Annotated in this window: 18 protein-coding genes and 1 tRNA gene; 16 read left to right on the forward strand and 3 right to left on the reverse strand. The window is 61.0% G+C overall.

The genetic code is table 11. The features are described 5' to 3' along the window. The first annotated feature begins 256 nt into the window (after positions 1–256). Positions 257–2,503 (forward strand): TonB-dependent receptor, encoded by a 2,247-nt coding sequence (locus tag IDM28_RS04100; protein ID WP_188035468.1) that lies wholly within the window; start codon positions 257–259, stop codon positions 2,501–2,503. 119 nt (positions 2,504–2,622) lie between these two features. On the opposite strand, the gene IDM28_RS04105 is transcribed toward IDM28_RS04100, so the two are convergent. Next, entirely contained in the window at positions 2,623–3,675 is a 1,053-nt protein-coding gene (locus tag IDM28_RS04105) for a Gfo/Idh/MocA family protein (RefSeq protein ID WP_188035428.1), read from the reverse strand. 107 nt (positions 3,676–3,782) lie between these two features. Here IDM28_RS04105 and IDM28_RS04110 point away from each other — a divergent pair, with 107 nt between their 5' ends. Continuing rightward, entirely contained in the window at positions 3,783–4,730 is a 948-nt protein-coding gene (locus IDM28_RS04110) for a LysR substrate-binding domain-containing protein (RefSeq protein ID WP_188035429.1), read from the forward strand. Positions 4,731–4,854: 124 nt separating this feature from the next. Here IDM28_RS04110 and IDM28_RS04115 read toward each other — a convergent pair. Next, positions 4,855–4,939: transfer RNA gene (locus tag IDM28_RS04115), tRNA-Leu, on the reverse strand. Between the two features lie 108 nt (positions 4,940–5,047). Here IDM28_RS04115 and queA point away from each other — a divergent pair. The 6 genes from queA to IDM28_RS04145 all read left to right on the forward strand — a co-directional run bounded on the left by queA (position 5,048) and on the right by IDM28_RS04145 (position 11,135). Then, on the forward strand, positions 5,048–6,097 hold the full coding sequence (gene queA / locus IDM28_RS04120; RefSeq protein WP_101316666.1) for a tRNA preQ1(34) S-adenosylmethionine ribosyltransferase-isomerase QueA: 1,050 nt from the start codon (positions 5,048–5,050) through the stop codon (positions 6,095–6,097). Between the two features lie 14 nt (positions 6,098–6,111). Further along, a complete protein-coding gene (gene tgt, locus IDM28_RS04125) occupies positions 6,112–7,227 on the forward strand; it encodes a tRNA guanosine(34) transglycosylase Tgt (RefSeq protein ID WP_178080815.1) in 1,116 nt (371 codons plus the stop codon). Between the two features lie 56 nt (positions 7,228–7,283). Further along, positions 7,284–7,619, forward strand: coding sequence for a preprotein translocase subunit YajC (gene yajC, locus IDM28_RS04130; RefSeq protein ID WP_103436107.1), 336 nt, complete (start codon positions 7,284–7,286; stop codon positions 7,617–7,619). Between the two features lie 65 nt (positions 7,620–7,684). Further along, positions 7,685–9,547 carry a protein translocase subunit SecD gene (secD, locus tag IDM28_RS04135; protein ID WP_101316672.1) on the forward strand — a complete coding sequence of 621 codons (1,863 nt, stop codon included), beginning with the start codon at positions 7,685–7,687 and terminating at the stop codon, positions 9,545–9,547. A 10-nt stretch (positions 9,548–9,557) separates the two neighbouring features. Further along, positions 9,558–10,466, forward strand: coding sequence for a protein translocase subunit SecF (gene secF, locus IDM28_RS04140; RefSeq protein WP_101316674.1), 909 nt, complete (start codon positions 9,558–9,560; stop codon positions 10,464–10,466). Between the two features lie 120 nt (positions 10,467–10,586). Continuing rightward, positions 10,587–11,135, forward strand: a complete 549-nt coding sequence (locus IDM28_RS04145; RefSeq protein WP_103438701.1) for a glycine zipper 2TM domain-containing protein — start codon at positions 10,587–10,589, stop codon at positions 11,133–11,135. Positions 11,136–11,237: 102 nt separating this feature from the next. Here the strand turns inward: IDM28_RS04145 and suhB are convergent, their stop codons facing one another. Then, positions 11,238–12,056, reverse strand: a complete 819-nt coding sequence (suhB, locus tag IDM28_RS04150) for an inositol-phosphate phosphatase (protein ID WP_101316676.1) — start codon at positions 12,054–12,056, stop codon at positions 11,238–11,240. Positions 12,057–12,206: 150 nt separating this feature from the next. Between suhB and trmJ the strand changes: the two genes are divergently transcribed. From trmJ to hscA, 8 genes are all read left to right on the forward strand, one after another. Then, complete coding sequence (gene trmJ / locus IDM28_RS04155; RefSeq protein WP_188035430.1) at positions 12,207–12,962, forward strand: tRNA (cytosine(32)/uridine(32)-2'-O)-methyltransferase TrmJ; 756 nt, start codon at positions 12,207–12,209, stop codon at positions 12,960–12,962. Positions 12,963–12,965: 3 nt separating this feature from the next. Next, complete coding sequence (gene cysE, locus IDM28_RS04160) at positions 12,966–13,769, forward strand: serine O-acetyltransferase (protein WP_150570781.1); 804 nt, start codon at positions 12,966–12,968, stop codon at positions 13,767–13,769. 170 nt (positions 13,770–13,939) lie between these two features. Further along, positions 13,940–14,431, forward strand: a complete 492-nt coding sequence (iscR, locus tag IDM28_RS04165; RefSeq protein ID WP_101316682.1) for a Fe-S cluster assembly transcriptional regulator IscR — start codon at positions 13,940–13,942, stop codon at positions 14,429–14,431. 42 nt (positions 14,432–14,473) lie between these two features. Next, a complete protein-coding gene (locus IDM28_RS04170) occupies positions 14,474–15,688 on the forward strand; it encodes an IscS subfamily cysteine desulfurase (protein ID WP_188035431.1) in 1,215 nt (404 codons plus the stop codon). 46 nt (positions 15,689–15,734) lie between these two features. Further along, positions 15,735–16,121: a Fe-S cluster assembly scaffold IscU gene (gene iscU, locus IDM28_RS04175; RefSeq protein ID WP_027619655.1), complete on the forward strand. Its 387-nt coding sequence runs from the start codon at positions 15,735–15,737 to the stop codon at positions 16,119–16,121. Between the two features lie 29 nt (positions 16,122–16,150). Then, positions 16,151–16,474 carry an iron-sulfur cluster assembly protein IscA gene (gene iscA / locus IDM28_RS04180; protein WP_101316686.1) on the forward strand — a complete coding sequence of 108 codons (324 nt, stop codon included), beginning with the start codon at positions 16,151–16,153 and terminating at the stop codon, positions 16,472–16,474. Positions 16,475–16,482: 8 nt separating this feature from the next. Further along, positions 16,483–16,995 carry a co-chaperone HscB gene (gene hscB, locus IDM28_RS04185; protein WP_150572098.1) on the forward strand — a complete coding sequence of 171 codons (513 nt, stop codon included), beginning with the start codon at positions 16,483–16,485 and terminating at the stop codon, positions 16,993–16,995. Between the two features lie 41 nt (positions 16,996–17,036). Beyond that, on the forward strand, positions 17,037–18,899 hold the full coding sequence (gene hscA, locus IDM28_RS04190; protein WP_150570784.1) for a Fe-S protein assembly chaperone HscA: 1,863 nt from the start codon (positions 17,037–17,039) through the stop codon (positions 18,897–18,899). The last annotated feature ends 2 nt before the right edge of the window (positions 18,900–18,901 follow it).

Consider the following 18,901-nt stretch of genomic DNA (forward strand, 5'->3'; position numbering starts at 1 on the left):
GCAAAACCCCTATCTGCTCGAGCAGGTAGGGGTTTTGTCTTTTCCGCGATCCGGAAATCTGGGGCCGCAACGCGGCCCCCAAATATCTGCCCCCGCCACGATCCCCAGCATTCTTACCCCATCCACCGCTCCGGCGCCGCAGCAAGGCCGTTTCTACGGCAATGGCAAACTAGAAAATCAAAGTGCTACAGATAATGATTCGTATTTGCTAGAGTGCGTGATCGAACCTATTCCATCACGACCAGCAGGTCCGCTCATGCTTATCCCTAACGTCCCCCGCAAAAGTGCGTTTAATTCCGTGTGGCTGCCGATCGGGCTGGTCGCGAGTATCTCAACACCGTTCGCCTTGGCAGAAACGGCGCTGGAGAACCAGCAAACGGCTAGCGCGAGCGATAGCCCGGGCGTCGTTCTGGAGTTGGAGGAAACTGCGATCTCGGCAAGCGCCGATGCCTCGCGAGAAGGCTTGGTGCCTGAATATGAGGGTGGTCAGGTGGCCCGCGGTGGGCGCGTGGGTATCCTGGGCAACAAGGATTACATGAGTACGCCATTCACCTCGACGTCCTACACCAATCAGCTGATTCGGGATCAACAGGCACAAAGTGTCGCCGATATCCTTCAGAACGACCCGTCGGTGCGCATTGCCCGTGGTTTTGGAAATTTCCAGGAACTCTACGTAATGCGCGGCTTCCCTCTGTATTCCGATGACATTGCTTACAACGGCTTGTACGGGTTACTGCCACGCCAGTATGTGGCTGCCGAATTTATCGAGCGGGTGGAGGTGTTCCGCGGCGCCAACGCCTTCCTCAACGGTGCGGCGCCGGGCGGTACCGGGATCGGCGGTGCGATCAATATCCTGCCCAAGCGCGCCCCCAACGAGGCGCTGACCCGTTTGACTGTAGGTGCCGAGAACAATGGCTTTGGTACCGCCGCCGCGGATCTGGCACGACGCTTTGGCGAAGAGGATCGCTTCGGCGTGCGCGTCAATGTGGCCAAGCGCGGAGGCGAGACTGCGGTAGAAGACCAGGACCGTAGCCTGGACATGTTCGCCTTGGGCCTGGACTATCAAGGCGAGCGCTTGCGTTTGTCCGCAGATGTCGGCCATCAATACCACTTCATCGACAACCCATTGCCCAGCGTCACGCCGACGGGCAGAGTGCCGAGCCCGCCCGATGCAGACAAGAACTACGGGCAGTCGTGGACCTATTCGAAAGAGAAGCAGACGTTCGGCACCTTTCGCGCGGAGTACGACCTGAGCGACGCTGTCACCACGTGGGCAGCGATCGGCATGCGCAAAGGCGAAGAGAAGAATGTGCTCGCCAACCCCTCTTCCAATGCCGCAGGCGTAACCCGAGCCAATCGTTTCGACAACTATCGCGAAGAAACCATCACTACCGGCGAAGTCGGGATGCGCTTCAACCTGCAGACCGGCCCGGTGTCGCACCAGTGGGTGGTGTCGGGTGCGATGTTCGACAGCAAGGATCGAAACGCGTGGGCGGGTAACTTCGGCGGCTTCGCCGGTGACCTGTATGATCCCGCAGATTTTGCTAAACCGGACAATGTGAGCTTCAGCGGTTCCATGTCCGATCCGCACATCACTGCCCGCACGCACACGCAAAGTCTCGCAATCGCCGACACGCTTGGCTTCTTTGATGATCAACTGCTGCTGACGCTCGGTGCTCGTCGTCAGGGCATGGATGTGACCGGTTATGACTACAACAGTGGCGACAAGACGTCGAAGTACAACCGCTATGAGACCACTCCTATTGCGGGTGCTGTATACCAACTAAACGAGCAGTTCTCGGTATATGCCAATTACATCGAAGGGCTGACCAAGGGTGATACGGCCAGCGCCACCACAACCCTGCCTGACGGCTCCAGCGCGCCTGTTCTAAATGCTGGTCAGTCACTCGCACCGTATGTCGCCAAACAGACCGAGTTCGGCGTGAAATACGATGGCGGTGCTCTGGGCGGTAGCCTCGCAGTGTTCGAAACGCGCAAGCCTGTAGGTATTGTCGAGAATCAGGTATTCAAGGATGGCGGCGAACAACGTAACCGCGGCATCGAACTGTCGCTGTTTGGCACACCAATTCAACGCGTGCGCCTGCTCGGTGGGGTAACACTGCTTGACGCAGAACTGAGCAAGACTCAAAACGGTGAAAATGACGGCAACGAGCCGATCGGCGTGCCTAAGGTGCAAGCAAACATCGGCGGCGAATGGGATGTGCCCGGCGTCGACGGCCTGACCCTGACCAGTCGCGTTGTCTACACCAGCAGTCAATACGTAAACAACGCCAACAGCCTCGAGATCCCCTCCTGGACCAGGTTTGATCTGGGCGCGCGGTACGGCTTTAAAGTCGATGACAAGGATGTAACCTTGCGCGCGCGGCTGGATAACGTTGCGGGCCGTAACTATTGGGCTTCAACTGGCGGCTACCCCGGCTCGAACTACCTGGTGCTGGGCGCCCCGCGCACGTTTTCGGTCAGTGCGTCGGTAGATTTCTGATGATTTGATCCTGCCTGGAGTTTTGTACAGCCGGGTTGTCATACTGCAAACAGGCCTCGCTCTGGTAGTACCCGCAAAGGGAAATATCCACCTAAAGCTTGAGAGGCAGTTCTAGTCGATCAGACAGGGGCTGTGCTGACGACCGCTCCAGACTTCGCCGCTTCGGCAATGGCCTCAGTGATGATCAGATTTCTGAGGCCATCGCGCACCGTGACCAGCGGCGCTTCAAGTCCCTGAATGATCCGGCAGAAATGCTCGAGCTGAAGCTCCAGTGGATCCCGACGTTCAACACCGGCGGTCGCCGTTTGAAAAGGCTTGAACCATGAGCGCTCTTCAGCGCGGGCATAGTATCTGAGGCGCATTGTGGGCACTGCAAGCGACCCGTTCTTGCCGCTGATTACATAGCAGTCTTCATCGGCGTAAGCGGCGTAGCTCGCATTCTCCTGGGACGTCTGCTCCCAACTGCGGGCACACCCCGCAGAGTCCGACAGCAGAAACGAGCCCAGGGCTCCGTTGGCAAAGCGCAGGCCGATACACACCGTGTCTTCGACCGGAAAGTTGCGCGCGGCACTCGACTGCATGGCCTGGACGGCAACGATCTCTCCGCACAGCGAGCGCAAGTTGCCGATCTCGTGAATCATGTTGATCAGGATCGGGCCGCCACCTTCCTGGCGCCGCCACACGGCCGCATCGAAGTAGTCATCCGGCTTGTAGAACAGCGCGCTGCCCTGCACGGCAACAATCTCGCCGAGCACGCCTTCGCCGATGATCTCCCGTGCCTTGGCCAGCACAGGGCTATGTGCTCGATGGTGCCCGACCAGCAGACGCGCACCCTTTGCGGTTGCCGCAGCGAGCAGACGCTTACCTTCTTCAACGCTGTGGGCGACGGGTTTTTCGATCAAGGCGGCAACGCCTGCCTCGACGCATTGCAACGCCTGCGCAACATGCAGCGCATTGGGCGTGGCAAGGATAACGCCGTCCGGTTTGACGTTGTCGAACAAGGCCGCCAGATCTGCATATTGAGGAACGCCCAGAGCGGTCAGGTAATCGTCCGGGATCGTTACCGGATCAACAACGGCAACCAGTTCACAAGACAGGCTCGCTTGTACAAGTTCGATATGGCGGCGACCGATCATGCCGACGCCGGCCACTGCAATTCTGATTCTGGACATGATTTGATCTTCACAGTTGTTTTTGTGTTCCTGAGGAGCAGCGCTGGCTCATCAGGTGCTGTTAGGATCCAGCCTACTATCGCCGGCGAAGGTCATAATGGGCTCAGATGAAATATCAGAATTCTCAATTACTGAACAATGACCCGTTCCTGCGTGACCTTTTGCTCTTCACTGCGATCGCCCGCTGTTCGAGCTTCGTCAGCGCAGGGGCTGAGTTGGGGATCTCGCCAGCGCACGTCAGCAAGCGCATCGCGACACTTGAGCAAAGCCTCAACTGCAAGCTGTTCAACCGCACGACGCGCCGCGTCACCATCACCCGTGAAGGCGAGGCGATGCTGGTCTGGGCCAAACAGATTCTGGAAAACGTCCACGGCATGCTGGAAACGTCCCATGGAGACCGGGTAGAGCCCAGAGGGCTGCTGCGGATCAGCACCAGTCAACGACTGGGCCGTTTCCACGTGGCACCCATTCTCGGCCTGCTGCGTAAGCGCTACCCAGGACTTGAGGTCTGGATCGAGTTGATGGACAGGCGCACGGACCTGATCGGTGAACAGTTCGATATCGATATTCGAGTAGGGGAGGTGACCGAGCAGCATCTGATTGCCCACAAAATCGCCAGCAGCCAGAGGATTCTGTGCGCCGCCCCGAGCTATGTCGCGGAGCGAGGCCATCCCGCTTCGCTGGCTGATCTGGCACAGCACGAGTGCCTGTTGCTGCGCGACAGGGACAGTAGCTTTGGTTTGTGGCGTCTAGAGGGGCCAGGTGGCATGGAGACCGTCAAGGTGACCGGGCCCATGGCATCGAACAACAGCGACATCGTGCGCGAGTGGGCGCATGAGGGGCTGGGCATCATCATGGCCTCCACATGGGACGTCGCCCCCAGTTTCGCGCAGGGCAAGCTCATGCGACTGCTGCCTGCTTGGCATCAGGTTGCGGATATTTCCGCGGTCACCACGGTCCGTGCTTCGCAGTCGGAAAGAATCAAAGTGTGCCTTGAGTTTCTGACTGAGCAGTTGACGGCTGGTGCTTATGCGCTTGAGGACATAACTGACTGAGCAGCACATCAAAGAGCACTGCTTTGCTGGAGAAAACGTTCAAACTGTAGAAACTAAAAAGTCCGCAATCAGCGGGCTTTTGGGATGTTGCGTAGACGCTGGTAAGGCGTCTATGTGTTGCGTTTGGTGCCCCGAGGGAGACTCGAACTCCCACTCCTTTCGAAAACGGATTTTGAATCCGCCGCGTCTACCAATTCCGCCATCAGGGCTTGTGGGGCGGCAGTATAGAGAGGCTCCGCGGGTCGGTCAATCGGCTTTCATGGAGAATTTTCACAGGTTGGGCTAAACTTTGCGGCCCTGTCGAACCGAACACAATCATGCGCGTCGCCGATTTTTCCTTCGAACTCCCCGATTCCCTGATCGCCCGCCACCCACTGGCCGAGCGCCATGGCAGCCGACTGCTGGTTCTTGATGGACCGAGCGGCGCGCTGGCTCATCAGCAATTCACCGATCTGCTCGAACACCTGCGCCCAGGTGACCTGATGGTGTTCAACAACACCCGGGTGATCCCGGCGCGGTTGTTTGGCCAAAAAGCCTCGGGCGGCAAGCTCGAAGTGCTGGTCGAGCGCGTGCTCGACAGCCACCGGGTGCTGGCCCATGTGCGTGCAAGCAAGGCGCCCAAGGTCGGTACACAGTTGCTCATCGACGGCGGCGGCGAGGCCGAGATGGTCGCCCGTCATGACACGCTGTTCGAGCTCCGTTTCAGCGAAGAAGTGCTGCCGCTGCTCGATCGCGTCGGCCATATGCCGCTGCCGCCGTATATCGATCGCCCGGACGAGGGCGCCGACCGCGAGCGCTATCAGACTGTTTATGCCGAGCGCGCAGGTGCCGTCGCGGCGCCAACCGCAGGCCTGCACTTCGACCAGCCGCTGCTTGAGAAAATCGCAGCCAAGGGCGTCGAGAGTGCGTTCGTTACCTTGCATGTGGGCGCCGGCACCTTCCAGCCGGTGCGGGTCGACAAGATCGAAGACCACCATATGCACAAGGAATGGCTCGAAGTCAGCCAGGAGGTAGTCGACGCCGTGGCCGCGTGCCGTGCGCGTGGCGGCCGAGTGGTTGCCGTCGGCACCACCAGCGTGCGCTCGCTGGAGAGTGCCGCGCGTGATGGCCAGCTCAAGGCGTTCAGCGGCGACACCGACATCTTTATCTACCCGGGCCGGCCGTTCCATGTGGTCGATGCCCTGGTCACCAACTTCCACCTGCCGGAGTCCACGCTGCTGATGCTGGTCTCGGCCTTCGCCGGTTACCCCGAGACCATGGCGGCTTACGCCGCTGCGGTCGAGCATGGCTACCGCTTCTTCAGTTACGGTGATGCGATGTTCATCACCCGCAATCCGGCGCCGCGCGGCCCCGAGGATCAAGCATGAGTCGCACCTGTCGTATGTCCTTCGAACTGCTGGCCACCGACGGCAAGGCCCGTCGTGGCCGCCTGACCTTCCCCCGTGGCACGGTCGAGACCCCGGCGTTCATGCCGGTGGGCACCTATGGCACGGTCAAGGGCATGCTGCCGCGTGACATCGAGGCCACCGGCGCCGAGATCATTCTCGGCAACACCTTCCACCTGTGGCTGCGCCCGGGCACCGAGGTGATCAAGAAGCACAACGGCCTGCACGATTTCATGCAGTGGAAAGGCCCGATTCTGACCGACTCCGGTGGCTTCCAGGTGTTCAGCCTGGGCGCCATGCGCAAGATCAAGGAAGAGGGCGTGACCTTCGCCTCGCCAGTCGATGGCTCCAAGGTGTTCATGGGCCCGGAAGAGTCGATGCAGGTCCAGCGTGATCTGGGCTCGGACATCGTGATGATCTTCGACGAATGCACGCCGTACCCGGCCGAGCATGACGTCGCGCGCACCTCGATGGAGCTGTCGCTGCGCTGGGCGCAGCGCTCCAAGGACGCCCACGCCGACAACACTGCGGCGCTGTTCGGCATCGTTCAGGGCGGCATGTATCAAGACTTGCGGGAACGCTCGCTGGAGGCGCTGGTCAACATCGACTTCGACGGCCTGGCGATCGGCGGCTTGTCGGTCGGTGAGCCGAAGCACGAGATGATCAAGGTGCTCGATTACCTGCCGGCGATGATGCCCGCTGACAAACCTCGTTACCTTATGGGGGTAGGCAAACCCGAGGATCTTGTGGAGGGTGTGCGCCGCGGCGTCGACATGTTCGACTGCGTGATGCCGACGCGCAATGCGCGCAACGGCCATCTGTTCATCGACACCGGGGTGATCAAGATCCGCAACGCGTTCCATCGCCATGATGATTCGCCGCTGGATCCGACCTGCGATTGCTATACCTGCAGCAACTTCTCGCGCGCCTATCTGCACCACCTGGACAAGTGCGGCGAAATGTTGAGCAGCATGTTGAATACAATCCACAACTTGCGTCATTACCAGCGCCTGATGGCCGGTTTACGCGAGGCTATTCAACAAGGTAAATTGGCCGCCTTCGTCGACGCCTTCTATGCCAAACGCGGGCTTGCTGTGCCGCCTTTGGACTGACTGACTGTAACCGTTTGCCAACCCAACACGTTGCAACATAACAACTGGAGTGTCACATGAGCTTTTTGATCCCCGCCGCCTACGCGGACGCCGCAGCCCCTGCCGCCGGCCCTATGGGTGGTGGTTTCGAGTGGATTTTCCTGGTCGGCTTCCTGGTCATCTTCTACCTGATGATCTGGCGTCCACAGGCCAAGCGCGCCAAAGAGCAGAAGAACCTGCTGGGCAACTTGCAGAAAGGTGACGAAGTTGTCACCAACGGCGGCATCGCCGGCAAGATCGTCAAGGTTTCCGATGACTTCGTGGTACTGGAAGTGTCCGACACCGTCGAGATGAAGTTCCAGAAGGGCGCCGTGGCTGCGACCCTGCCTAAAGGTACGCTCAAGGCTATCTGAGGTACCGGTTTTACTTTTTCCAGTCGGGGCGCGCAAAGCGCCCCGCGTCTTGAACGGGCGGCGTGATGCTGAACAAATATCCTCTGTGGAAATACGCACTGATCGTGCTGGTGCTGGCGATCGGTTTCATTTATTCCGCTCCCAACCTCTATCCGGATGATCCGGCTGTACAGATCAGTGGTGCCAGCTCGGCGCTGCAGGTCAACCAGGCCGACCTCGATCGCGTCAACAAGGCGCTGACCGAAGCGGGTATCACCGTGAAGGGCACTAGCCTGGGCGAGAAGGGCAGTGGCTTGGTACGCCTGACCGACCAGGAAGACCAACTGCCAGCCAAGGATGTGGTGCGCAAGGCCCTGGGCGATGACTACGTCGTGGCCCTGAACCTGGCCCAGACCACCCCGCAGTGGCTGCGTAACCTGGGTGCAAGCCCGATGAAGCTCGGTCTGGACCTGTCCGGTGGTGTGCACTTCCTGCTCGAAGTGGACATGGACAAGGCCATGAGCGCGCGCATGAAGGTCTACGAAGGCGAAGTGAAGACCCTGTTGCGCAAAGAGCGCATCCGCTACCGCAGCCTGCCTCAGCAGGATGGCGGCATCGTGCTGGGCTTCTCTGACGACGCCACCCGCGAACAGGCCCGTGCCCTGATTCGCAAGAGCTTTACCGATTTCGACCTGACCACCACCGAGCGCAACGAGCTCGCTGTGCTGCGTCTGGCGCTGACCCCGGCCAAGGTTGCCGAGATCCGCGAATACTCGATCAAGCAAAACCTGACCACCGTGCGTAACCGGGTCAACGAACTGGGTGTGGCCGAGCCGCTGGTGCAGCGTCAGGGTGCCAACCGTATCGTGGTCGAGCTGCCAGGCGTGCAGGACACTGCCGAAGCCAAGCGCATCCTCGGCAAGACCGCCAACCTCGAGTTCCGCTTCGGTGCCGAACCAGGTGCCTCCAAGGCCACTACCGAGGTCTTCGAATTCCGTGATGGCGGCCGTTCGGCGCCGGTCGAGCGTGGTTTGATCATTACCGGTGACCAGGTCACCGACGCCCAAGCCAGCTTCGACGAGCAAGGCCGGCCACAGGTCAACATCCGCCTCGATGGCCATGGCGGCGAGTTGATGAGCCGCGCGACGCGCAGCAACGTCGGCCGCAGCATGGCAGTAATCTTCATCGAGCAGAAGCCGATCACTCGCTACGTCAAGCAGACCGTCGACGGCGTCGAGAAGGAAGTTGCCGTACAGAGCTTCCAGGAAGAGAAAAAGATCATCAGCCTGGCGACCATCCAATCGCCACTGGGCAGTCAGTTCCGCATCACCGGCCTCAATGGCCAGGGTGAATCGTCCGAACTGGCCCTGCTGCTGCGTGCCGGTGGTCTGGCTGCGCCGATGTACTTCGCTGAAGAGCGCACCATTGGTCCAAGCCTGGGTGCCGACAACATCACCAAAGGTGTCGATGCATCGCTGTGGGGCATGCTGTTCGTGTCCATCTTCATCATCGCCATCTACCGTGGTTTTGGCGTGATCGCGACCGTTGCCCTGACCGGCAACATGATCCTGCTGCTGGCCTTGATGTCCCTGCTGGGTGCCACCCTGACCCTGCCGGGCATCGCCGGTATCGTGCTGACCATGGGTATGGCGGTCGACGCCAACGTGCTGATCTTCTCGCGGATTCGCGAGGAGCTGAAAAACGGCATGTCGGTGCAGCGCGCCATCCACGAAGGCTTCAGCCGTGCCTACACCGCGATCATCGACGCCAACCTGACCAGCCTGCTGGTCGGCGGTATCCTCTTCGCGATGGGCACCGGGCCGGTCAAAGGCTTTGCGGTAACCATGTCCCTCGGGATTTTCACCTCGATGTTCACCGCCGTCATGGTGACCCGCGCAATGGTCAACCTGACCTGCGGCGGGCGTGACATCAAGAAGCTGTGGGTTTGAGGGAATAACCATGAAAACCATCAACTTCATGGGCGTGCGCAACGTTGCGTTCGCCGTCACTGTCCTGCTGACCATCCTGGCGTTGTTCAGCTGGTGGCAGAAGGGTTTGAACTTCGGTCTGGACTTCACCGGCGGTACGCTCATCGAGCTGACCTACGAGCGTCCGGCAGACCTCAAGCTGGTCCGCGCCGAGCTCGCTCAGTCGGGCTTCGAGGACGCCATCGTGCAGAGCTTCGGTGCGACTACCGATCTGCTGGTGCGCATGCCGGGCGACGACCCGCAACTGGGCAGCAAGGTTGCTGCAGCGCTGCAGAAAGTCGGCGGCGACAACCCGGCGACCCTCAAGCGAGTCGAGTTCGTCGGCCCGCAGGTAGGTGAAGAACTGCGTGACCAGGGCGGCCTGGGCATGCTGCTGGCGCTGGGCGGGGTACTCATCTACCTAGCCTTCCGCTTCCAGTGGAAATTCGCCGTCGGCGCGATCATCTCGCTGATCCACGACGTGGTCGTGACCGTGGGTATCCTCTCGTTCTTCCAGATCACTTTCGATTTGACGGTGCTGGCGGCAGTGCTGGCGATCATCGGTTACTCGCTGAACGACACCATCGTGGTATTCGACCGCGTGCGGGAAAACTTCCGCGTCATGCGCAAGGCCTCGCTGATCGAGAACATCAACGTCTCGACCACGCAGACCCTGCTGCGCACCATCGCCACTTCGGTTTCGACTTTGCTGGCCATCGCTGCGCTGTTGATCTTCGGGGGTGACAACCTGTTCGGCTTCTCCCTGGCTCTGTTCATCGGGGTCATGGCCGGTACCTACTCGTCGATCTACATCGCCAACGTGGTACTGATCTGGCTGAACCTGAACAGCGAAGACCTGATTCCACCGGTCAAGGCCGAGGGTGTGGACGAGCGTCCATAACCGCAAGCCGCCGCCGTTTGGCGCCAAGAGAGCCGCGAGTGTTGAACTCGCGGCTTTTTTTTTGCTCCAAGGCTGGGACAAGCGCGGGTTATGGCCCGCTGGTACGATCAGGAGGTTCACGTGAATAAATCAATGCTGGTGGGTGCGGTGCTCGGTGCCGTCGGTGTAACTGCCGCAGGCGCAATGGCGACCTACAGCTTGGTGAACAAAGGCCCAGAGGTCGCCGAGGTGACCGACGTGCAGCCGATCAAGCAGCAGGTCAAGACTCCACGTGAAGTGTGCAAGGACGTGACCGTGACGCGCCAGGCGCCGGTCAAGGATCAACATCAGATCGCCGGTACCGTGGTCGGTGCGTTGGCGGGTGGCTTGCTCGGCAACCAGATCGGTGGCGGCACCGGCAAGAAGATTGCCACCGTGGCCGGTGCGGTCGGCGGCGGCTACGCCGGTAACAAGGTGCAGGAAGGCATGCAAGAGCGTGACACCTACACCACCACCCAGACCCGCTGTAACACCGTGCATGACCTGAGCGAGAAAGTGGTTGGCTACAACGTCACCTATTCGATTGGCGACAAGGTCGGCAAAGTGAAGATGGACCACGAGCCAGGTTCGACTATCCCGCTGGACGAGAATGGCAAGCTGGTGCTGAGTCAGGCCCAGAACGGGCAGTAAAGCTGTGCAGGAATCACACTGGCCGCTCCTACGCCGAGCGGTGCGGTTCTTGCGGGCATAAAAAAGCACCCCGTGGGGTGCTTTTTTGTGGCTGACCGGCGTTTAGCGCTTCAGCGATTGTGGCACGTGCGGCTGGATGGCAGTCAACACGGCTTTGAAGCACTTGATGTTGCCAGCAACGATGTGGCCTTTCTCGAGGAATTCGTGGCCACCGTTGAAGTCGCTGACCAGACCGCCAGCTTCCTGCACCAGCAGTACGCCTGCAGCCATGTCCCACTCGGACAGGCCCGACTCCCAGAACGCATCGAAACGACCGGCCGCTACATAGGCCAGGTCAAGGCTGGCAGAACCGGCGCGGCGGATGCCGGCAGTCTGGCCAGTCAGGGCGCGGATCATACCCAGGTAGTTGTCGAGGTCTGCCATCTGGTTGTCGCGGAACGGGAAGCCGGTACCCAGCAGAGCGCCTTCAAGGCTGGTGCGCGAGCTGACGCGCAGGCGGCGACCGTTGATCTGGGCGCCACGGCCACGGCTGGCGGTGAACTCTTCCTGGCGAACCGGATCCAGTACCACTGCGTGCTCCAGGCGACCGCGGTATTTGCAGGCGATGCTCACTGCAAAGTGGGGAATGCCACGCAGGAAGTTGGTGGTGCCATCGAGCGGGTCGATGATCCACAGGTAGTCTTTGCCTTCTTCACCTGAGCCAGCGTGGAAGCCGGTCTCTTCACCCTGGATCGAGTGGTTCGGGTAGGCCTTGCGCAGAGCATCGACGATTTTCTGCTCGGCAGCGCGGTCAACCTCGGACACGTAGTCCTTGGCGTCCTTTTCGTCCACCTTGATGGTGTCCAGGCGTTCGATGGAGCGGAAAATCAGTTCACTGGCGCTGCGAGCAGCGCGCAGGGCGATAGTCAGCATAGGCTGCATGGGCGGTTCACCTGGAGATGTTAAAGAAGAAAGCCGGCCATTTTAGCAGAGTTTTTTGACAACGGCAGCGCCGCATTTGCTTTCATGGCGTAACGTCCGTCGGTTCTGTAAGATCGACCGCCCTGATATCTGCCTTTGAGAGCACCCACCGTGCTGCAAAATATTCGTGTTGTTCTGGTCAATACCAGCCACCCCGGCAACATCGGCGGCGCTGCGCGTGCCATGAAAAACATGGGCTTGTCGCGCCTGGTGCTGGTCCAGCCACAGGAGTTTCCGGCAGCTGACGCCAGCGCCCGCGCTTCTGGCGCAGACGACGTACTCAGTGGCGCGCTGGTGGTCGACTCGCTGGAAGAGGCGCTGGTTGGCTGCAGCCTTGCGATCGGCACCAGTGCCCGCGACCGCAGCCTGCCGTGGCCGATGCTGGATCCGCGCGAGTGCGGCGCCAAGTCGGTCGAGCGTGCCACCATGGGTGACGAAATCGCCCTGGTGTTCGGTCGCGAGCATGCCGGGCTGACCAACGACGAATTGCAGCGATGTCACTTCCATGTGCACATTCCCTCGAACCCTGACTTCAGCTCGCTCAATCTGGCCGCCGCCGTGCAGGTGCTTGGCTATGAGGTGCGCATGGCCTGGCTGGGCGCGCAGGGTGCGCCGTCGATCAGTGACAAGGCCGACGCCGTCGAACTGGCGACCCTGGACGAGATGGAGCGTTTCTACGAGCACCTGGAAAAAACCCTGGTGGACATCGCCTTCCTCGATCCGGACAAACCCAAGCACCTGATGGCGCGCCTGCGTCGCCTGTACGGTCGCAGTTCGGTAGAGCGTACGGAAATGAGCATTTTACGCGGCATCCTCACAGAGACTCAGAAGGTCGCTCGGGGTGAGTCGCATAAGCGGAAGGATTGAGCAATGTTCGAACGTCTGCGTGAAGATATCCAAAGCGTATTCCATCGTGACCCGGCGGCGCGTAACGCTTTTGAAGTGCTGACCTGCTATCCCGGCATGCACGCGATCTGGCTGCACCGCCTTGGCCACGCCCTGTGGACGCGTGACCTGAAGTGGCTGGCGCGGCTGGTGTCGAACTTCGGCCGCTGGATGACTGGCATCGAAATCCACCCGGGCGCGACCATCGGCCGACGCTTCTTCATTGATCACGGCATGGGGATCGTCATTGGTGAGACTGCCGAGATCGGTGACGACGTCACCCTCTACCAGGGCGTGACTCTCGGTGGTACCAGCTGGAACGCCGGCAAGCGCCACCCGACCCTGGGCAATGGTGTGGTGGTCGGTGCCGGCGCCAAGGTGCTCGGCCCATTCACTGTCGGCGCCGGAGCCAAGATCGGCTCCAATGCTGTGGTCACCAAGGAGGTTCCGCCAGGCGCCACCGCAGTGGGTATCCCCGGTCGCATTATCGTCAAGGCGCAGGAAGACTCCGAAGTCGAAGCCAAGCGCAAGGCCATGGCCGAGAAGATCGGTTTCGATGCCTATGGCGTCAGTGGCGACATGCCTGACCCGGTTGCCCGCGCCATTGGCCAGATGCTCGACCACCTGCAAGCGGTCGACGAGCGTCTGCAGGGCATGTGCGGCGCGTTGACCAAGCTGGGTAGCGACTATCACGGCAAGGCGCTGCCGGCGCTGCCCGAAGAAGATTTCGTTGACGTCGCACCGGTCGAGGCAAGGCAGCAGGCGCAGAGCGACACCCAGCCACATTGACAGCGACGATGGCGCTGGCCGTGGGCGTGTGCTCGCGGCCAGTGTCTGCTACACTCGCGCCCGCTCTTCGAGTGCAAACCCGACTAAAGCAGTAGGTCTAATAGTTGACTTAAATGCTCGGGAATCGCATACTTGCTCACATTCTGTAACTCCCGTGGTACCCATACGCCATGCGACTGACTACCAAAGGCCGATACGCAGTGACCGCCATGCTTGACCTGGCGTTGCACGCGCAGCATGGGCCGGTGTCACTGGCCGATATTTCCGAGCGCCAGGGCATCTCCCTATCTTATCTGGAGCAGCTGTTCGCCAAGCTGCGCCGCAGCAGCCTGGTTTCCAGCGTGCGCGGCCCAGGCGGCGGCTATCAGCTGTCGCGCGGCATGGAAACCATCCAGGTTGCCCAGGTCGTCGACGCGGTCAACGAATCGGTCGACGCTACCCGTTGCCAGGGCCTGGGTGACTGCCATGCCGGTGATACCTGCCTGACCCACCACTTGTGGTGTGACCTCAGTCAGCAGATCCATGAATTCCTCAGTGGCATCAGCCTGGCCGACCTCGTCAAGCGCCGTGAGGTGCAAGAAGTCGCTCATCGCCAGGACCTGCGCCGTGTTGCAGGTCGATCCGCCCAGTTGGACAAGATTGAGACGTCCGCCGTCGACTGACATTGGTCACGAGCGACGCCACCGCCTGATAGGAGATATTCAATGAAGTTGCCGATCTACCTCGATTACTCCGCGACCACGCCGGTCGACCCACGCGTTGCCCAGAAGATGGCCGAATGCCTGCTGGTCGACGGCAACTTTGGTAACCCGGCGTCGCGCTCCCACGTGTTTGGCTGGCGCGCTGAAGAAGCGGTCGAAAACGGCCGTCGCCAGGTGGCCGAGCTGATCAACGCCGACCCGCGTGAAATTGTCTGGACCAGCGGTGCCACCGAGTCCGACAACCTCGCGATCAAAGGCGTTGCGCACTTCTATCAGACCAAGGGCAAGCACATCATCACCTCCAAGATCGAGCACAAAGCCGTGCTCGATACCGCTCGCCAGCTCGAGCGCGAAGGTTTTGAAGTGACCTATCTCGAGCCAGGCGAAGACGGCATCGTTACCCCGGCCATGGTTGAAGCGGTGCTGCGCGACGACACCATTCTGGTCTCGCTGATGCACGTCAACAACGAAGTTGGCTCGATCAACGACATCGCTGCAATCGGTGAACTGACCCGTGCCCGCGGCGTGCTGTTCCACGTTGACGCTGCACAATCGGCCGGCAAGGTCGAGATCGACGTGCAGAAGCTCAAGGTCGACCTGATGTCGTTCTCCGCGCACAAGGCCTACGGCCCTAAAGGTATCGGCGCGCTGTACGTCAGCCGCAAACCGCGCGTGCGTCTGGAAGCAATCATTCACGGCGGTGGTCACGAGCGCGGCATGCGTTCCGGCACCCTCCCTACGCACCAGATCGTCGGTATGGGTGAGGCATTTGCCATCGCCAAGCAGGAGATGGCCAGCGAGAACGCCCGCATCAAGGCGCTGAGCGATCGCTTCTTCAAGCAGGTTTCCAACCTCGAAGAGCTGTACGTCAACGGCAGCCAAACTGCGCGCGTGCCGCACAACCTGAACCTGAGCTTCAACTACGTTGAAGGCGAGTCGCTGCTGATGGCCCTCAAGGACATCGCGGTATCGTCCGGTTCGGCCTGCACCTCCGCTTCGCTCGAGCCGTCGTACGTACTGCGCGCCCTGGGCCGCAACGACGAGCTGGCACACAGTTCGATCCGCTTCTCCTTCGGCCGCTTCACCAGCGAAGAAGAAGTCGACTACGCCGCGCAGGAAGTCTGCAAGGCTGTCACCAAGCTGCGCGAACTCTCGCCGCTGTGGGACATGTACAAAGACGGCGTCGATATCTCCAAGATCGAGTGGGCCGCCCACTAAGCAGTCGCCGGCAAGAGCGGCTACCTGATGAGGAAGGAATTGCACCATGGCATACAGTGAAAAGGTCATCGACCACTACGAAAACCCGCGCAACGTCGGCAAGATGGACGCTGAAGACCCGGACGTCGGTACCGGCATGGTCGGCGCGCCGGCCTGCGGTGACGTGATGCGTCTGCAGATCAAGGTCAACGAGCAGGGCGTTATCGAAGACGCCAAGTTCAAGACCTACGGCTGCGGTTCGGCTATCGCTTCCAGCTCCCTCGCCACCGAGTGGATGAAGGGCAAGACCCTGGACGAAGCCGAGACTATCAAGAACACCCAGCTGGCTGAAGAGCTGGCGCTGCCACCGGTCAAGATCCACTGCTCGGTACTCGCCGAGGACGCCATCAAGGCGGCCGTACGCGATTACAAGCAGAAAAAAGGCTTGATCTGAGTCGTTTGACTGGACGCTAAGGAGTTCCGATGGCTATCAGCATGACAGAAGCCGCCGCCAACCACGTGCGGCGCTCCCTCGACGGGCGTGGCAAGGGTGAAGGCATTCGCCTGGCCGTACGCACCACCGGTTGCTCGGGCCTGGCCTACGTGCTGGAGTTCGTCGACGAAGTGGCAGGCGAAGACGAGGTCTTCGAGAACCACGGCGTGAAGGTCATCATTGACCCGAAAAGCCTGGTTTACCTCGACGGCACCGAGCTCGATTTCGTCAAGGAAGGGTTGAACGAAGGCTTCAAGTTCAACAACCCCAACGTGCGCGGTGAATGTGGCTGCGGCGAAAGCTTCAATGTTTGAGGCTTGATGTGGGTACTCCTTGTCATTTTGCCCTGTTCAATCTGCAGCCGGGCTTTCGCCTGGACCTCGATCAACTGGCCGTTCGTTACCGCGAACTGGCCCGTGAGGTCCATCCGGACCGCTTCGCCGATGCTTCCGAGCGCGAGCAGCGTGTCGCCCTGGAAAACTCGGCAGCGTTGAACGACGCCTATCAGACCTTGCGCAGCGCCCCCCGTCGGGCGCGCTATCTGCTGGCCATCAGTGGTCACGAAGTGCCGCAGGAAGTCACCGTACATGATCCGGCCTTCCTGTTGCAGCAGATGGAGCTGCGTGAAGAACTTGAAGAGCTTACCGACCTCGACGGTGTCGCGGTATTCAAGAAGCGCCTCAAGCTCGCGCAAGATACGCTGTTCGAGGAATTCGCCGCCTGCTGGGATGATCCTGCGCAGCGTGAACAGGCCGAGCGCCTGATGCGCCGCATGCAGTTTCTCGACAAGCTCGCCCAGGAAGTGCGCCAGCTCGAAGAGCGCCTCGACGATTAACCCGGTGTTGCCGTGACAACGCCTAAGGTAGCTAGATAAGCATGGCCCTACTGCAGATCGCCGAACCCGGTCAAAGCCCCCAGCCGCACCAGCGCCGCCTGGCGGTAGGGATTGACCTGGGTACTACCAATTCTCTGGTTGCTGCCGTGCGCAGCGGCCGCAGCGAACCGCTGCCCGATGCCGAGGGGCAGGTCATCCTGCCATCGGCTGTGCGCTACCTGGAGGCGGCTGTCGAAGTCGGCCAGGCCGCGCGCGAAGCAGCGCCAAGCGACCCGTTCAACAGCATCCTTTCGGTCAAGCGTCTGATGGGGCGCGGCCTGGCCGACGTCAAGCAGCTCGGCGAGCAACTGCCGTACCGCTTTGTCGGTGGCGAGTCGCACATGCCGTTCATCGAGACCATTCAAGGGCCGAAAAGCCCGGTCGAAGTGTCTGCCGACATCCTCAAGGTGTTGCGTCAGCGCGCCGAGGAAACCCTCGGCGGCGATCTGGTAGGTGCCGTCATCACGGTCCCGGCCTACTTCGACGATGCTCAGCGCCAGGCGACCAAAGACGCCGCCAAGCTTGCCGGGCTGAACGTGTTGCGCCTGCTCAACGAGCCGACTGCTGCGGCCGTGGCCTATGGCCTGGACCAGAACGCTGAAGGCCTGGTGGCGATCTTCGACCTGGGCGGCGGTACCTTCGATATCTCCATCCTGCGCCTGACTGCCGGCGTCTTCGAAGTGCTGGCCACCGGTGGCGATACCGCCCTGGGTGGTGACGACTTCGATCACGCGATTGCCAGCTGGATCATTGAGCAGGCTGGTTTGTCGGCTGATCTGGATCCAGCGACTCAGCGTCAACTGCTGCAGACCGCTTGCGCGGCCAAGGAAGCCCTGACCGATGCCGCCAGCGTGCGCGTTGTTCACGGTGACTGGCAGGGCGAACTGAGTCGGGCAGACTTCGAAGCGATGATCGAGCCGATGATCGCCCGTAGCCTCAAGGCCTGCCGCCGCGCCGTGCGTGACAGTGGGGTCGAGCTCGAAGAAGTGGTTGCGGTGGTCATGGTCGGTGGTTCGACTCGCGTACCGCGTGTGCGTGAAGCCGTCGGTGGCCTCTTCGGCCGTGCTCCGCTGACCTCGATCGACCCTGATCAGGTAGTCGCCATTGGCGCCGCGATCCAGGCCGATACCCTCGCCGGCAACCGCCGTGAAGGTGGCGAGTTGCTGTTGCTCGACGTGATCCCGCTGTCGCTCGGTCTGGAGACCATGGGCGGCCTGATGGAAAAGGTGATCCCGCGCAACACCACGATCCCGGTGGCCCGCGCTCAGGAATTCACCACCTACAAAGATGGCCAGACGGCCATGATGATCCACGTCCTGCAGGGCGAGCGCGAACTGATCAGCGACTGCCGCTCGCTGGCGCGCTTCGAACTGCGTGGGATTCCGCCGATGGTCGCCGGCTCGGCGAAGATCCGCGTGACCTTCCAGGTCGACGCCGATGGCCTGCTCAGCGTCGCTGCACGCGAACTGGGCTCGGGCGTGGAAGCAAGCATTCAGGTCAAGCCGTCGTACGGCCTGACCGACGGTGAAATCGCCCGCATGCTGAAGGATTCGTTCGAGCACGCCGGCACCGACAAGCAGGCCCGCCAGTTGCGCGAGCATCAGGTCGACGGCGAACGTCTGCTCGAAGCGGTGCAGGGTGCGCTGGATGCCGACGGCGAGCGCCTGCTGAGCGCCGAAGAGCGCGAAGCCATTGGCTTCCAGATGCAACAACTACGTGATTTGCTGGCCGGCACCGATGGCCCTGCCATCGAGCAACAGACCAAGCGTCTGTCGCAGGTGACCGATGCATTTGCCGCCCGTCGCCTTGATTCGACGGTCAAAGCCGCACTGGCCGGGCGCAACCTGAATGAGATCGAGGAGTAATC

Origin of the sequence: Pseudomonas sp. EZ-C24, assembly GCF_014525325.1 — a bacterium.
Classification (GTDB): Bacteria; Pseudomonadota; Gammaproteobacteria; order Pseudomonadales; family Pseudomonadaceae; genus Aquipseudomonas; species Aquipseudomonas shirazensis.

Excerpts from the sequence above, each read along its gene's own strand:
- IDM28_RS04100 (WP_188035468.1), top strand. The coding sequence starts at position 257 with ATGCTTATCCCTAACGTCCCCCGCAAAAGTGCGTTTAATTCCGTGTGG.
- IDM28_RS04105 (WP_188035428.1), bottom strand. The coding sequence starts at position 3,675 with ATGTCCAGAATCAGAATTGCAGTGGCCGGCGTCGGCATGATCGGTCGC.
- IDM28_RS04110 (WP_188035429.1), top strand. The coding sequence starts at position 3,783 with ATGAAATATCAGAATTCTCAATTACTGAACAATGACCCGTTCCTGCGT.
- queA (WP_101316666.1), top strand. The coding sequence starts at position 5,048 with ATGCGCGTCGCCGATTTTTCCTTCGAACTCCCCGATTCCCTGATCGCC.
- tgt (WP_178080815.1), top strand. The coding sequence starts at position 6,112 with ATGTCCTTCGAACTGCTGGCCACCGACGGCAAGGCCCGTCGTGGCCGC.
- yajC (WP_103436107.1), top strand. The coding sequence starts at position 7,284 with ATGAGCTTTTTGATCCCCGCCGCCTACGCGGACGCCGCAGCCCCTGCC.
- secD (WP_101316672.1), top strand. The coding sequence starts at position 7,685 with ATGCTGAACAAATATCCTCTGTGGAAATACGCACTGATCGTGCTGGTG.
- secF (WP_101316674.1), top strand. The coding sequence starts at position 9,558 with ATGAAAACCATCAACTTCATGGGCGTGCGCAACGTTGCGTTCGCCGTC.
- suhB (WP_101316676.1), bottom strand. The coding sequence starts at position 12,056 with ATGCAGCCTATGCTGACTATCGCCCTGCGCGCTGCTCGCAGCGCCAGT.
- cysE (WP_150570781.1), top strand. The coding sequence starts at position 12,966 with ATGTTCGAACGTCTGCGTGAAGATATCCAAAGCGTATTCCATCGTGAC.
- iscR (WP_101316682.1), top strand. The coding sequence starts at position 13,940 with ATGCGACTGACTACCAAAGGCCGATACGCAGTGACCGCCATGCTTGAC.
- IDM28_RS04170 (WP_188035431.1), top strand. The coding sequence starts at position 14,474 with ATGAAGTTGCCGATCTACCTCGATTACTCCGCGACCACGCCGGTCGAC.
- iscU (WP_027619655.1), top strand. The coding sequence starts at position 15,735 with ATGGCATACAGTGAAAAGGTCATCGACCACTACGAAAACCCGCGCAAC.
- iscA (WP_101316686.1), top strand. The coding sequence starts at position 16,151 with ATGGCTATCAGCATGACAGAAGCCGCCGCCAACCACGTGCGGCGCTCC.
- hscA (WP_150570784.1), top strand. The coding sequence starts at position 17,037 with ATGGCCCTACTGCAGATCGCCGAACCCGGTCAAAGCCCCCAGCCGCAC.